The following is a 14,704-nucleotide window of genomic DNA, read 5'->3' as shown; positions in this document are numbered from 1 at the left end:
TTTGTAAAATTTTTTACTCAGCAACCGGACCTTGAATCCTGCCGCGTAAGCAATCTAAAAACTCAACGTTTTCAACCACTTACTCAGCCCTTAACTCAGCTCAAATCCGCCTTAAAAAGCGGCCTCCCTAAGCAAGGACGGCGAATTCTACAGAGATCTCAGACACCGTCAACACCTAACTTTAAAAAATTCCAAAAAAACTCAAAAAAAGCGGAAAACACGCTCAAACTGTTCACTCCGCAACCAGCGCTGTTTAATCCCTATACAGCAGACATAAAAAAAGGGTGATTACTGACGTAATCACCCTTTCGTAATATTAACTATACGCTACTGGTTGTTATCCTCTTCTTCACGCATCGCCTCATCAAATTCATCTTCCAACTCATCATCCTGCTTTTTAACAAAAATGACTGCCAGAATAATACCCGCCTCAAACAGCAACCACATAGGCACCGCTAATAAGCTTTGCGAAATGACATCAGGAGGTGTCAGCAACATCCCAACTACAAAACAGCCGACCACGACATAAGCACGCTTCTGTCTTAACCCTTCAACGCTTGCAGCACCCGACCAGATCAAGAGTAATGTTGCGATCGGTATCTCAAAAACGATTCCAAATGCAAAAAACAGTTTCAGTACAAAGTTCAGATAGCTGCTGATATCTGTCATCACCGCAACATTCTCTGGCCCAACGCTTGTAAAGAAGCCAAATATCAGAGGAAAGACAACAAAATAAGCAAATGCAATACCTGCATAGAACAGGAATATACTGGATATCAGCAATGGAACCGCTAGTCGTTTTTCATGCTTATATAGACCCGGTGCGATAAATCCCCAGATCTGATGTAACACAAACGGCATCGCAAGGAAGATCGCTGCGACCAGCGTCAACTTAAAAGGCGCAAAGAATGGTGAAGTTACATCTGTAGCAATCATGCTGGTACCTTCCGGTAACAGCGCGGTCAGAGGTGCTGATAAGTAGGTATAGAGATCGTTTGCGAAGTAGAACAAGCCAAGGAAGATCGCTAAAACAATTAGTAATACATGCATCAAGCGCTGGCGTAACTCAACCAGATGGCTGATCAGCGGCTGCTCTTTATCTTCTCCAGAATGGTCTTGACGTTGTTCACTCATTATTTGTTAGTACTATTTGTCGAATCTGTTGTTTTAGCCGACGAAGCGGTCTCCTCAGGTTGAGTCACACCAGCTTGCTCCTTTAGCTCTTCTGGTGTCAGCACATTAGAGGATAAAGGTGACTCTTCATTTAATGCATCTTTAAAAGGCTGACGCATCTCATTAAGCTCTTTTTCCAGCTCATCTTTGTGTATTGCGGTTGTTCGCTTGAGTTCTTCAACTCGTAGTTCTTCGCTTATCTCGGACTGAATAGAAGACACAGTACGACGGATTCTTCCCACCCAAAGCCCCACAGTTTTCACTGCCATAGGAAGCTTTTCAGGTCCCAGAACAACCAGTGCAACAACGGCTACAATCAGTAGCTCGGCAAAACCGATATCAAACATAGATGAAGCCTGTTATTTATCAGACTTCTGCTCATCTTTTACATCAGCTTTATTTTGCGCCTCTGTAAAGTCAGCATCTTCCTGCTTGATCTGTTTCTGATCGGCTTCTTCCTGAGCTTTCTCTTCATCGCTCATCGCTTTTTTAAAGCCTTTAACGGCACCACCAAGGTCACTACCGATATTCTTAAATTTCTTCGTACCGAAAATCAGAATGATAATGGCCAGAACAATCAGTAGCTGCCAGATACTAATACCACCTAAACCCATTTTTACTCTCCGTACTTAATGGCGCTATAGATCGCCATAATTTTTATATTGTTAGCAACAATAACCGTTTACCGGGGCTCTGCTGGTTGCATAGCCTCTCTAAATCCACGCGTGGAATATTTACTTCTGCCTTGAGGCTTTCTCTTCCAGGCCAGAAAGATCAAAACGTCGAGCCAACTCTTGTACTACAGCGTCTGGCTTCTCGCCCAGATGTGAGAGTGCAACAAGGCTATGGAACCAGAGGTCTGCAGTCTCATAGATGAGATCTTTATTATCTCCACTCTGCTGAGCATCTTTAGCCGCCAGTATTGTCTCTGTGGCTTCTTCACCCACTTTCTCGAGAATCTTATTCAAACCCTTGGCATGTAGACTAGAGACATAAGAGCTATCTGGGGAAGCAGTCTTACGCTGTTCTAAAACTTCACCTAGTTGAGTCAGTACATCACTCATTTTATATCTCACTTTAGTTATTGCTAATTCACGTTGCGGAAGCATACCCGAACAATATTACTTCCACCATCCCCTCCGAAAGGAGGAAATTATTTCTGTCTTTGACTCAACTAAGTGTAACCCAACGACTAACTACGTTTGAAAAGGAGCAGCAAACCTGCAAAAGCCAGTACCCAACTTGTCGCGGGAAGCGCCTGGAGGTAATCGATAACCTGAGGATTACCGGCAATAATAGCTGCAGCGATCAATAATACCCCCGCATAGTGACGCCTACGGCTTTTGTTTTCGTACTCATCTTTTGCCTGTTGATATGCACGGATATCACGCTGGCGACTGTTATCCAGATTGCGCACCTGATTTAGCGCATCAAAGACAAGCTGCGGCATATGTGGCATTTTCTCTAGCCAATCTGGCGCCTGCTGCTTAATACTACGATAGACACCCTTAGGCCCCATCCGTTCCTTCATCCAATTCTCAAGGAAAGGCTTAGCCGTCTTCCATAGATCAAGATCTGGATATAGTTGGCGACCGAGGCCCTCAATATTCAGTAGTGTTTTCTGTAACAGTACCAACTGGGGCTGTACTTCCATATTAAAACGACGTGCGGTCTGGAACAGACCTAACAGAACCTGTCCAAAAGAGATCTCTTTCAGAGGTTTTTCAAAAATAGGCTCGCATACACTGCGTATCGCTGTTTCAAATGCATCTACATTGGTATCCGCCGGCACCCAGCCTGAGTCAACATGCAGCTGGGCAACCATGCGATAATCACGCTTAAAAAATGCAAGAAAGTTACGCGCCAGATAGCTCTGATCTTCAGGTGTAAGAGATCCGATAATACCGAAATCAACGGCTATATAACGCGGCGAGGATGGATTTTCTCTTGAAACAAAGATGTTGCCCGGATGCATATCTGCGTGGAAGAAACTGTCCCTGAATACCTGAGTAAAGAAGATCTCTACACCACGTTCAGCCAAAACTTTCATATCCGTATTCTGCTCAGCAAGCTGATCCACTTCTGCAACCGGAATCCCATGTATTCGTTCCATCACAAGTACATTGGATCGGGTGTAGTCCCAATAGATCTCCGGGATATACAGAATTTCACTGTGCTCGAAATTCCGCCTGAGTTGCGAGCCGTTAGCCGCTTCTTTACGCAGATCCAGCTCATCAAAGATGGTCTGTTCATATTCAGCTACAACTTCGACAGGCCGAAGGCGCCTGCCCTCTTCCCATACGGCGTGTACGACCCTTGCCAGTGTGAACAACAGGTCCACATCCTTACGAATCGTTTTCCCAATGCCGGGCCGTATCACTTTAACAACGACCTCGCGCCCATCACGCATCGTAGCTTTATGTACCTGAGCCACTGAGGCTGACGCCAACGGCTCCACTTCAAACTCAGCAAACAGTTCAGATACGGGCTGCTCTAATCCTTTCTCGATCAGCTGTTGAGCGTGGATACCCGAAAAAGGAGGAACCCGATCCTGTAGCTTTTTTAACTCTTCAGCCAGCGCGTCTGGAAGCAGGTCTCTCCGTGTGGAGAGCATCTGACCAAATTTAACAAAGACCGGGCCTAGCGCTTCAAGCGCCAGGCGCACACGGACTGCTTCAGGCTTATTCGCCGGTATGATAAAACGCCAAGGGAGCAACCAGATCAGGATTCGGATATACCAAGGCAGCGATAAGCTCAGGAAAAGCGTATCAAGACGGTAACGTGCAAAAACCTGAACTATCTTCAGAATTCGTGAAAGACGCTTCACAGCAGGAGGACCTTGTAACTTGAAATTATTTAAATGGACGGCCAGACAGGCCTACTTGGAGCAAACCTGGTTTCGCCCGTTCTCTTTTGCCTGATATAAGGCTTCATCAGCCCGGGTAAAGATATCATCAAGGGAATCGCCCTCTTTAATCTCAGTCACCCCAAACGACATAGTAATACCCACCGGTTTCCCATGGAAATTAAAGGGACTGGATTCAAGTGATGCCCGCAATTTATCCATCGCCTGAGCGGCTTCACTGGCCGAAGTTGAGGGCAGAATAATGATAAATTCTTCTCCACCAAAGCGGGCGGCAAAATCTGTAACACGGATATTTTTTGTGATCACTTTAGCGACCAGGCGCAGTACTTTATCCCCGGCCAAGTGGCCATAAGTGTCATTAATCTTTTTGAAGAAATCCAGATCGCCCACCACGACTGAAAAGGTCGTGCTGTATCGTGACCAGCGCTCATACTCCTGAAGCATATGTTCATCATACGCCGCACGATTCGGTAGTCCCGTCAGCGGATCGGTTCTGGCACGCAGACGCTCCTCTTCCATATGTGCCTTAACTTTCTGAGTTTCCTGCTCCATCAATTCAACTTTCTGGATCAGGTTTTCATATCGCCCCTGAACTCTCTGCTCACGCTCCTCCTCTTTCTTTTTAAAGTCATCCATCGCTCTTACAAGCCCGGATAACTGGAGGGAAACCGCTTTTTTCAGGTCGCCAATATCATGGGTATTCTTTACAGTGTGATGTAATTTTTTAACATCTTGGCGCACCTGCTGATCCAGATCTCGTTGGTTTTGACCTAACTCCTGCTGCTCCTCACGACTATCGGCAACGAATGTCTGCACTTCAGTCAGACGAGAGCTTAGTTCAAGGAGGTATTTCTCAAAATCTTCACTGGCATTACTGGTAGACTTAATCACCAAATCGACCAGATCTCGAACGATTTCGGGTAGGGATGACAGGCCAAAGCCTTTCTCTATCTGCTTGATCAAACTCCGAGCATTAGGGCCTTCCTGCTTAGGCACATGCAGACTGCTGATCAATTCCAACAGTTCAGCACCGATCCGCTGCAGTAGAAGCTCAACATCACTTTCTGAGAGGACACCAGCATCATCCGAGTCTAATGAAAATTCGCTAGCATTCAGGTCATTCGTGTCAGTCGGTATAATCTCAATATGGCTTTGCAGCTCGATTAGGTCTGACATCACCGCAGGCAGGTCATAGAATCTCTCTTCAACCTCAGTGCTGCGCCGCTCCAGTGAATCCAGGAGATTTTGTGTCCCCGTATTCTGAACCTGATCACGCAGAATGCGTATCCACTTTAAGAGAGCCCCTACGATCTGCTTCGCATTTTTACTTCGCTGGTCATCTCGTACCTTGATCTGCTTCTCGACCCGACGGCCGATCTTCTTCAGAAAGCCGAGATGCTCTGCACAAGGTTCATGTAATAACGGCTTTAATGTGTTCAGTTCAGCATCAAATTGAGGGTTCTCACCCTCCAGAGCGAGCACCATATTACCCAGAAGATGACGTAACTGCTCTTCCGTAGCATCTGTAGTCTGCTCTAGCTTCTCAAGCTCCTGAGCCAGACCCCGGTATTTACCCTTCCAATCAACCTGCGTTTCCGACACACCTGTTCCTCAACATACACCACATATAACCTTACCAAAGGTCATGTTAGTCTAACTCTATTGCCCACACTAGGTTTTAAGTCAAACAGATATAAAAAACGCCCATTAATGGGCGTTTTTTCTGATACATAGCAATAGGCTACTGAGCACTTCGTTCCAGCTCTACGAGGTAGTTAACAACATCCAACATCTGTTTCTGTCCACCCGCGGTTCCCGCGGTGATGCGATATTTACCGTTCACAACCATCGCAGGGACCCCCTCTATTCCATATCCACGGACCTTTGAGTCACCCTGTTTAAGCTTCATGTTCACCGCAAACGAGTTATACATCTTACTGAATTTACCTGCATCCACACCTAGGTTTGCATAAAACTCAGCAAAATCATCTTCTCCACGCAGACGACGGCGCTCTACGTGAACGGCATTGAAGGTTGCTTCATGGGTTTTATCGAGTGTTTTCAGCAGATCAGAGGCATAGAAAGCACGCGCCATAGGCTCCCAGCTACGCCCAAATACCACAGGAATGCGCACAAAACTTACATCTTCTGCCTGATTGTTTTCCCAGATTTTAATCAGCGGCTCAAAGCTATTACAGTGCGGGCAGGGGTAGCCAAACATCTCTACGACTTCGACTTTACTCTGATCCGCAGTCCGGACAGGCGATGTGAGCTTCACATAATGAACACCCTCACGATACTCTTCTGCCTGCACCATAAATGGCATCAGCAGTGCCACCAGTAATAATCCAATTTTTTTCATCACATATACTCCGAGCACAAAATTATGTAAAAGTGACCATACTTTGAAAGAGTAGTTCATACCCGATACAAAAAAGGCAGCCTAAGCTGCCTTTATCGAACAGAAGCTGAACTTACTTGCCCAGGCCCTGAATGTAGCTTGATACAGCTTTCATTTCAGCATCGCTTAGCTTAGCTGCAATATCCTGCATCATCTGCTGTGGATCATTATTGCGCTCACCCTTACGGAACGACATCAGCTGCTTCTCGGTGTACGCTGCATGCTGACCGCCGATCGCTGGGAATCCAGCCTGAGCATTACCTTCACCTGTTGGCGAGTGACATGCAGTACATGCTGCAACACCTTTAGATGCGATACCGCCGCGGTAAATATTCTGACCCTGTTCAACCAGATCTTTAGCCGCATGACCTACAGTACCGTTCTGCTTCGCAAAGTATGCTGCAATATCGGCAATGTCCTGCTCACTCATCGCGTCAAGCAGACCTGTCATCTCAACCACAGGGCGCTTACCGGATTTGATATCACTCATCTGTTTGATCAGATAAGTATCATTCTGACCTGCCAGCTTAGGGAAGTTCGCAATTGCGCTATTTCCGTCAGCACCGTGACAAGCAGCACATACAGCCGTTTTTCCTTTTCCTGCAGCAGCATCACCCGCCGCGTGAGCTACACCAGTGATACCAATGGTCACCAGCAAGCTAATCAGTAGTTTATTCATCGATGAACCCAGACTCTTGCTATTAAAATTTTTTGGACGGCCAGATGCATAATGAATACGACATTATACGTTGACCGATGTTATCCTCACTTCCCTGCCGACTAGAGCTAAAGCCTGATCGCAGGTAAAATTGGCGCAATTATAAACCAATATCCACACAAACTGGAACGGCAATCTCTGTTCCTTTAGTAGCGATTCCCTAAAAAGTGGCCTCAAAATATGTCTTCAGATCAAATAACCGTTCACTATAACACTGCACGCTTTAATAAGAGTGCGGCCAAACTACATCAGTGTCCAGCGGATATTGGGGCCGAGGTTGCTTTTGCCGGCCGCTCCAATGCGGGGAAATCCAGTGCGATCAACACCCTGACCAACAACAACAAACTGGCGCGCACCTCAAAAACACCGGGTCGCACCCAGTTGATCAACTTTTTTGATCTCAATGTCGAGAATGTCCGCATTGTCGATCTGCCCGGTTATGGCTACGCCAAAGTCCCAGTCGCCATGAAACAGCACTGGCAACAGCATCTGGATGAATACCTGCAAAAGCGCCAATGCCTTCAGGGTGTTGTCCTGGTGATGGATATTCGTCATCCGATGAAAGAGTTTGACCAGATGATGGTTGACTGGTGTCTGACAGCCCAGATGCCTCTGCATGTCCTGCTGACTAAAGCGGATAAGCTTAAGAAAGGCCCTGCTCAATCCACCATGCTAAAAGTTCGCAAAGAGCTGACCGCTGTACTTGGTGATCTGGTTACCGTACAAACCTTCTCTGCACTGAAAAAGCAGGGGGTGGATCAGTTGAGAAACCGTTTAGATCTTTGGCTAAACCCTGAAGAGTTTGGCGAGAGTGATTCAGCAGACTCTGAATAAAAGAAAGCCCTGGGAAACTTAGGAAGGGGAACTGTCAATTTCTCAGGGCTTTAACGCATGCTTGTTGTAAAGAGCCACAACCATGGCTAGATGAACGTATACGTGACTCTTATAGAGTAGACCTTACCCCTTCTCAAAAAGTTCCCATTTTTTTTAATTTTCTTTTTCCTGCCCAGAAATCCGCCCGTTAGTGGGCTTGCTCCCAGTTTTCACCTACCCCGGCTTCCACCAGCAGGGGAACATCAAGTTCAGCGGCTGATGCCATCTGGTGCTTGACCTCCGTAGTGAACTGCTCCACTTGATCAGCCGCCACCTCGAACACCAGTTCATCGTGCACCTGCATAATCATCCGAACATCAAACGAGGAGCTTGCCAGCCACTGATCGACTGTAACCATTGCGCGTTTAATGATATCTGCCGCAGTCCCCTGCATAGGCGCATTAATCGCAGTTCTCTCGGCAGCCTGACGACGCATCGCATTCTTTGCTTTGATCTCTGGTAGATATAACCTACGCCCGAACAGGGTTTCGACGTAGCCCTGCTCCTGCGCCTTAGTACGGATATCATCCATGTAGTGCTGTACACCCGGATAGGTCGCGAAATAGTGCTCGATGTACTGCGCCGCATCTTTACGCGCAATCCCCAGCTGTTTCGCCAACCCGAAGGCAGACATACCATAGATCAGGCCGAAGTTAATCGCTTTAGCGCTTCTGCGCTGATCATCACTCACCTGATCCAGCTCTACTTTAAACACCTCAGCTGCCGTTGCTCTGTGGATATCTTCACCTTTAGAAAAAGCCTTCAACAAGCCCTCATCCTGAGAGAGGTGAGCCATAATACGCAGCTCAATCTGTGAGTAATCCGCAGCGACAATTTTATAGCCTTCCGGCGCTATAAAAGCATGACGAATACGTCGTCCCTCCTGCGTGCGTACCGGGATATTCTGCAGGTTCGGATCTGTTGATGATAAACGCCCGGTGGCCGTCACTGCCTGATGATACGAGGTATGAATACGCCCGGTTACCGGATTGATCATCTGTGGAAGTTTATCGGTATAGGTCGATTTCAGTTTACTCAGACTACGGTGCTCAAGAATCAGTTTAGGCAGCGGGTAATCCAGAGCCAGCTCCTGCAAAACCTCCTCTGCAGTGGAGGGCGCCCCTTTAGGGGTCTTCTTGATCACCGGAATACCCTGCTCTTCAAACAGGATCTGTTGCAACTGTTTTGGTGAAGCTAAATTGAACTCTTTGCCGGCGATCTCATATGCCTGACGCTCAAGTTCGACCATGCGGGTTGCCAGCTCGATACTCTGTGCACCCAGCATCGCAGCATCCACGAGAGCGCCATTGCGCTCAATGTGAGACAGCACTGGGATCAGCGGCTTTTCAATATCATTAAAGACGCCAGCAAGAGTTCCCTCTTGCGTTAACTGAGCATGGATCGCCTGATGCAGGCGCAGAGTAATATCTGCATCTTCAGCAGCATAGGGGCCCGCCTGTTCCAGTTCAATCTGGTTGAAAGTCAGCTGCTTCTTCCCCTTACCTGCAATCTCCTCAAATTTGATCGTTTTCAGACCCAGATAGCGGTCAGCTAGACTATCCATATCATGTCGTGTTGCAGTGGAGTTCAGTACATAGGACTCCAGCATCGTATCAAACTCGATACCCGCTAACTCCACACCATAACGAGCCAGTACATTCATATCGTACTTAATATGCTGACCCACTTTCTTATGCTCACCACTTTCCAACAATGGTTTGATCTTTTTGAGCAACGTTTCGCGGCTGATCTGCTCGGGCGCCCCCATATAATCGTGAGCCACCGGCACATAAGCGGCTTTCCCCGGTTCGACTGCAAAGGAAACCCCAACCAGCTCTGCTTCCATATAGTTAAGACTGGTGGTTTCCGTATCGAATGCGAAAAGTTCAGCTGTGGATAACTTTTCAAGCCACTGATCCAACTCTTTTTCATCAAGAATCGTCACATATTCAACATCGCTGGGCGCCTCTGGCACTCCAGGCTGATCATCAGAGCGATCAGTACCGGCGCTAACGGTTTCACCCGATTCAAGCTCGTTAACCCAGCTACGGAACTCAAACTCTTTAAACAGCTCTAGCAGTTGTTCTTTAATCGGTTCAGGCTTAACAAAATCCTCGACCGACTCATGCAACTCAACATCGGTTTTAATCGTTGCCAGAAGATAGGAGAGATCTGCTTCAGCACGATTCTCCTCCAACTTTTTCGCCATCGATTTAGAGCCACGAAAACCCAGTTCTGCGATCTTATCCAGATTGGCATAGAGTGCGTTTAACCCACCTATCCCTTGTAGCAGTGCCAGCGCCGTTTTTTCACCCACGCCGGGAACGCCTGGAATGTTATCAACCTTATCCCCCATCAGTGCCAGATAATCGATAATCAGTTCAGGAGGGATGCCAAACTTATCTTTCACCCCCTCAACATCCATAACGGTATCTGTCATGGTGTTAATCAGTGTGACATGCTGATCCACCAGCTGCGCCATATCCTTATCACCGGTAGAGATCAGAGTATCCACCCCTTTACGGCTTGCTTCGCGCGCCAGGGTTCCGATCACATCATCGGCTTCCACACCCTCTTCAACAATCAAGGGCATACCCAACGCTTTCACAATTTTATGAATCGGAGCAACCTGACTGCGCAGATCATCCGGCATCGGTGGGCGTTGTGCTTTATAGTCACTGTAGATCTCATCACGAAAGGTTTTCCCCTTCGCATCGAAGATCACCGCTATCGGGCTGTCCGGATACTGTTTAATCAGGCTTTTCAGCATGGAGGTCACCACACGGATAGCTCCGGTGGGTACGCCCGCTGTGTTTCTCAGGTCCGCTTGCTGGGAAGCAAAAAATGCACGGTATAAATACGAGGAGCCGTCGACTAAAATGAGAGGAGAGGTGGAGGCTTGGCGCTGTTCGCTCATCTGTGAATCCGGGTTGGTTATTCTTCGAGAAACAGATCATAGTCGATAAGCATCGCCGCCAAAAGAAAAGTACCGAATAAAGAAGGATTAACCATGAAAAAGCTGCTGCTGTCTGCTCTGTTAGTCATTACACCACTGGCACAGGCAGAGGTCCCTCCGCTGGTTGATGAAAATGAACCTCAAATCACCATTCATCACGAAGCCGATAAAACCTATTACGAATATCGCATCAACGGCCAGTTAAAGGAGATCAAAGTCGTACCGCGTAACGGTAAAGAGTATTATCTGGTACCCGCACCGGGTGAAGGAGACTTCATTCGACATGAAGAGTCACAGATGTTGATTCCAAAATGGGTTTTGTTCCGCTGGTAAAGACTGAGTACTAACTTTGGCTGTATATACACAACTCAATGATGCCGACCTGAACCAGCTGCTTACAGATTATGATCTGGGCACGCTGGCAGGATATCAGGGTATCGATGGTGGCATAGAGAACACCAACTACTTCATCTCCCTCAACAATGCGGGTCAGCAGGGGGAGTATGTCCTGACCCTGTTTGAGGAACTCAGTTATGAGGAGCTTCCCTACTTTGTAGAGCTTTGTCAGTGGCTCTCGGAAAGGCAGATTGCAGTGCCTTTCGCGATTAAAGACAAACATGGGATCGGTCTTAAAAAACTTAAAAATCGTCCCGCCGTTATACAGCCTCGTTTCTATGGCAAGCATGTCGGGCAACAATCACTGACCCCTGCACACTGTGCGGCGATCGGTAAAGTCCTGGGTGAGTTTCATGTTGCCGCAGACAATTTTTACCTGCAGCGGCAGGCGCACCGGGGCGTTTTCTGGTGGCGCCGCGAAAGCGAACTGATCGCCGCAAAACTCCCTGCTGATGATGCTGCCATCTTAAGAGAGGAGGTCGCCCGCTTTGATCAGCTTCGGGAATGCCCCGGGGATATTAAAGTCGGCACCATTCATGGGGATCTTTTCCATGACAACGTGCTATTTCAGGGCACGAAGGTCAGTGCTGTACTAGATCTATACAATGCAGCCACCGCCTTCCTACTCTATGACTTAGCCATCGTTGCTAATGACTGGTGTTGCAATGCCGATGGTTCGATCGATCCTTTGCGCGAAAAAGCGCTGCTGGAAGCTTATGCCAGTGCGCGGCCGTTCACTACCGATGAGTATGCTGCCTGGCCGGTTCTAACCTGTACTGCAGCGATGCGCTTCTGGCTGTCACGTCTGATCCCCTGGCTGGATGAGCAGAGCGAACAGAAATTGAAGGACCCGGATGAGTTAAAGCAGATTCTGAACTACCGCCGCCTTAACCCCAGCTCACTGCCATAAAAATAGGCTCCGTCAGGTATCGGAGCCTGCCTTACAAATCAGCACTGCCCTCTTTGCTTAACTCTCGCTATAATCTCTCACTGATTATTTATACAGTGACTGAAGAGTAGCAATGGACGTAACCCATATCATCGATTCGCTGAACGATGCCCAACGCACAGCGGTAACCGCCCCGGTACAGAACCTTCTAGTACTCGCCGGAGCTGGTTCCGGTAAAACCCGTGTGCTGGTCCACCGTATCGCCTGGTTAATTCAGACCGAAGGGCTCTCTCCCTATTCGATTATGGCGGTTACCTTCACCAATAAAGCCGCTAAAGAGATGCGCGGCCGAATAGAAGAGCTGCTCGGCATCAATCCGCAGGGGATGTGGGTCGGCACCTTCCATGGTTTGGCACATCGACTGCTACGCGCACACTGGCAAGATGCAGGTTTACCTGAAAACTTCCAGATTATGGACAGTGATGATCAACTACGGCTGATTAAACGTCTTGCAAAAGAGATGAATCTGGATGACAAACGCTGGCCGGCGCGTCAGTTCCAGTGGTATATCAACGACAAGAAAGATGAAGGGCTGCGCGCCAAACATATCGAACCACGTCATGATCTCAATGACCGCCAGATGCTGGCGATGTACGAAGCCTATGAACAGGCCTGTGAGCGCGGCGGTATGATCGACTTTGGCGAGCTCCTTCTGCGTTCGCTCGAGCTGTTGAGAGATAAGAACCCCTCCCTTCTGGCTCACTACCAGGAACGGTTTCGCTATATCCTCGTCGACGAATTCCAGGATACCAACACCATTCAGTACGGCTGGCTGCAGCTGTTGTGTGGCGGTCAGCGCAAATTGATGGCTGTTGGTGATGATGACCAGTCGATCTATGGCTGGCGCGGCGCCAAGATTGAAAACATCCAGAATCTACCTGTCCACTTTCCCGGCACAGAAACGATCAAGCTGGAACAGAACTACCGCTCCACCGAAACCATCTTGCGCGCTGCCAATGAGGTCATTCGGAATAACCAGGGCCGCTTAGGCAAAGAACTACATACGGATCTGGGCGAAGGGGAGCCAATCTCTCTGTATGCTGCCTTCAATGAGCAGGATGAAGCACGCTTTATTGTTGACCAGATCGGGAAGTGGGCTCAGGAGGGTAACCTTCGTAAAGAGTGCGCAATCCTCTACCGCTCCAACGCCCAGTCCCGAGTCCTTGAGGAAGCCCTGATTCGTAGTGGTGTTCCCTACCGAATCTATGGCGGCCAGCGCTTCTATGAGCGTCTTGAGATCAAAAATGCGCTCTCCTACCTGCGCTTGCTCAGTAATCGCGATGATGACACCTCGATGGAGCGTGTTATTAATGTCCCCACCCGAGGTATCGGCACCCGCACCATTGAAGTGATTCGTGAGCATGCCCGAAGCCAGGGGATCTCAATGTGGCGGGCATCAAATGAGATCGTTGAGCTCAAACGTCTACCAGCCAGAGCAAGCAACGCCCTACAGGCATTCCTCGACCTGATTAATCAGATGGCTCAGGATACTGAAGACACCCTGCTTCATGAACAGACCGAACATATCATTCAGCACTCAGGACTGATCGATCACCATAAAAAGGAGAAGGGTGAAAAGGCCCAGTCCCGGATCGAAAACCTGGAGGAGCTAGTCACAGCAGCGAAACAGTTTAATAGTCAGTGGGATGAGTTTCTTGATGAGGAGTTTAACTCCCCTCTCTCCGCCTTTCTGGATCAGGCTGCCCTGGATGCAGGCGATGCTCAGGCCGATGAATATCAGGATAGCGTCCAGCTGATGACCCTCCACTCCGCCAAGGGTCTGGAGTTTCCACAGGTGTTTCTCGCTGGGGTTGAAGAGGGTCTGTTCCCGCATAAGATGTCGATTGAAGAACCGGGTCGACTGGAAGAGGAACGTCGTCTCTGTTACGTAGGTATCACCCGTGCGATGCAGAAACTGTTTATCAGCTATGCGGAATCCCGGCGTCTGCATGGTCAGGATAACTACAACCGTCCATCACGCTTTATCGCCGAAATTCCTAACGAACTACTCGAAGAGGTTCGCCTTAATGCCAGTGTCAGCCGGCCGGTCACCAGCCGCTATAACGACAACGGCGGTAGTAGCTTATTCGGCAACAGCTCACTGAGTAGCAGCGATGTTCCAGACACTAATCTCGCACTCGGTCAGCGCGTGATGCATAGTAAATTTGGGGAAGGTACCGTGCTGAACTTTGAAGGCTCCGGGGCAAAAGCACGTGTCCAGGTTAACTTTGATGATGAGGGCAGTAAGTGGCTGGTCGTTGGCTTTGCCAACCTACAGGCAATATAAAAGCAAAATCAAATAGGGCCCCATTTTCAAACAATGCCAAAGGTGACAACAGAATGTCATCTTTGGCAGACATTAAGCCGACTGC

The 14,704-nt window shown here is 48.4% G+C and carries 13 protein-coding genes; 4 read left to right on the top strand and 9 right to left on the bottom strand.

From position 1 onward, the window contains the following. Window positions 1-327: 327 nt before the first annotated feature. The 8 genes from tatC to Q0882_RS13025 form a co-directional block, all read right to left on the bottom strand. On the bottom strand, window positions 328-1,134 hold the full coding sequence (tatC, locus tag Q0882_RS13060; protein WP_299182475.1) for a twin-arginine translocase subunit TatC: 807 nt from the start codon (window positions 1,132-1,134) through the stop codon (window positions 328-330). Continuing rightward, window positions 1,134-1,520, bottom strand: coding sequence for a Sec-independent protein translocase protein TatB (gene tatB / locus Q0882_RS13055; protein WP_299182474.1), 387 nt, complete (start codon window positions 1,518-1,520; stop codon window positions 1,134-1,136). Before tatB ends, tatC begins: the two co-directional genes overlap by 1 nt. A 12-nt stretch (window positions 1,521-1,532) precedes the next feature. Next, a complete protein-coding gene (tatA, locus tag Q0882_RS13050; protein ID WP_299182473.1) occupies window positions 1,533-1,787 on the bottom strand; it encodes a Sec-independent protein translocase subunit TatA in 255 nt (84 codons plus the stop codon). A 120-nt stretch (window positions 1,788-1,907) separates the two neighbouring features. Next, entirely contained in the window at window positions 1,908-2,237 is a 330-nt protein-coding gene (locus Q0882_RS13045) for a phosphoribosyl-ATP diphosphatase (RefSeq protein WP_299182472.1), read from the bottom strand. 128 nt (window positions 2,238-2,365) lie between these two features. Further along, the gene (ubiB, locus tag Q0882_RS13040) at window positions 2,366-4,000 is read right to left on the bottom strand and encodes a ubiquinone biosynthesis regulatory protein kinase UbiB (RefSeq protein WP_299182471.1); all 1,635 of its coding nucleotides are present in this window, start codon (window positions 3,998-4,000) and stop codon (window positions 2,366-2,368) included. 51 nt (window positions 4,001-4,051) lie between these two features. Next, window positions 4,052-5,641 (bottom strand): GGDEF domain-containing protein, encoded by a 1,590-nt coding sequence (locus tag Q0882_RS13035; RefSeq protein ID WP_299182470.1) that lies wholly within the window; start codon window positions 5,639-5,641, stop codon window positions 4,052-4,054. Between the two features lie 139 nt (window positions 5,642-5,780). After that, a complete protein-coding gene (locus Q0882_RS13030) occupies window positions 5,781-6,401 on the bottom strand; it encodes a thiol:disulfide interchange protein DsbA/DsbL (RefSeq protein WP_299182469.1) in 621 nt (206 codons plus the stop codon). A gap of 112 nt (window positions 6,402-6,513) precedes the next feature. Next, complete coding sequence (locus Q0882_RS13025) at window positions 6,514-7,119, bottom strand: c-type cytochrome (protein WP_299182467.1); 606 nt, start codon at window positions 7,117-7,119, stop codon at window positions 6,514-6,516. Between the two features lie 219 nt (window positions 7,120-7,338). Between Q0882_RS13025 and yihA the strand changes: the two genes are divergently transcribed. After that, window positions 7,339-7,992, top strand: a complete 654-nt coding sequence (gene yihA, locus Q0882_RS13020) for a ribosome biogenesis GTP-binding protein YihA/YsxC (RefSeq protein WP_299182465.1) — start codon at window positions 7,339-7,341, stop codon at window positions 7,990-7,992. Between the two features lie 187 nt (window positions 7,993-8,179). Here the strand turns inward: yihA and polA are convergent, their stop codons facing one another. Then, window positions 8,180-10,948, bottom strand: coding sequence for a DNA polymerase I (polA, locus tag Q0882_RS13015; RefSeq protein WP_299182463.1), 2,769 nt, complete (start codon window positions 10,946-10,948; stop codon window positions 8,180-8,182). 93 nt (window positions 10,949-11,041) lie between these two features. Between polA and Q0882_RS13010 the strand changes: the two genes are divergently transcribed. From Q0882_RS13010 to uvrD, 3 genes are all read left to right on the top strand, one after another. Further along, on the top strand, window positions 11,042-11,320 hold the full coding sequence (locus Q0882_RS13010) for a DUF2782 domain-containing protein (protein ID WP_299182460.1): 279 nt from the start codon (window positions 11,042-11,044) through the stop codon (window positions 11,318-11,320). Window positions 11,321-11,336: 16 nt separating this feature from the next. Continuing rightward, complete coding sequence (locus tag Q0882_RS13005) at window positions 11,337-12,293, top strand: homoserine kinase (protein WP_299182458.1); 957 nt, start codon at window positions 11,337-11,339, stop codon at window positions 12,291-12,293. 112 nt (window positions 12,294-12,405) lie between these two features. After that, the gene (gene uvrD / locus Q0882_RS13000; protein WP_299182455.1) at window positions 12,406-14,619 is read left to right on the top strand and encodes a DNA helicase II; all 2,214 of its coding nucleotides are present in this window, start codon (window positions 12,406-12,408) and stop codon (window positions 14,617-14,619) included. Window positions 14,620-14,704 lie beyond the last annotated feature (85 nt).

The organism is uncultured Neptuniibacter sp. (assembly GCF_947498015.1).
In the GTDB taxonomy this organism is placed as follows: Bacteria; Pseudomonadota; Gammaproteobacteria; order Pseudomonadales; family Balneatricaceae; genus Neptuniibacter.
This window is presented reverse-complemented; position numbering and strand designations above follow the sequence as displayed.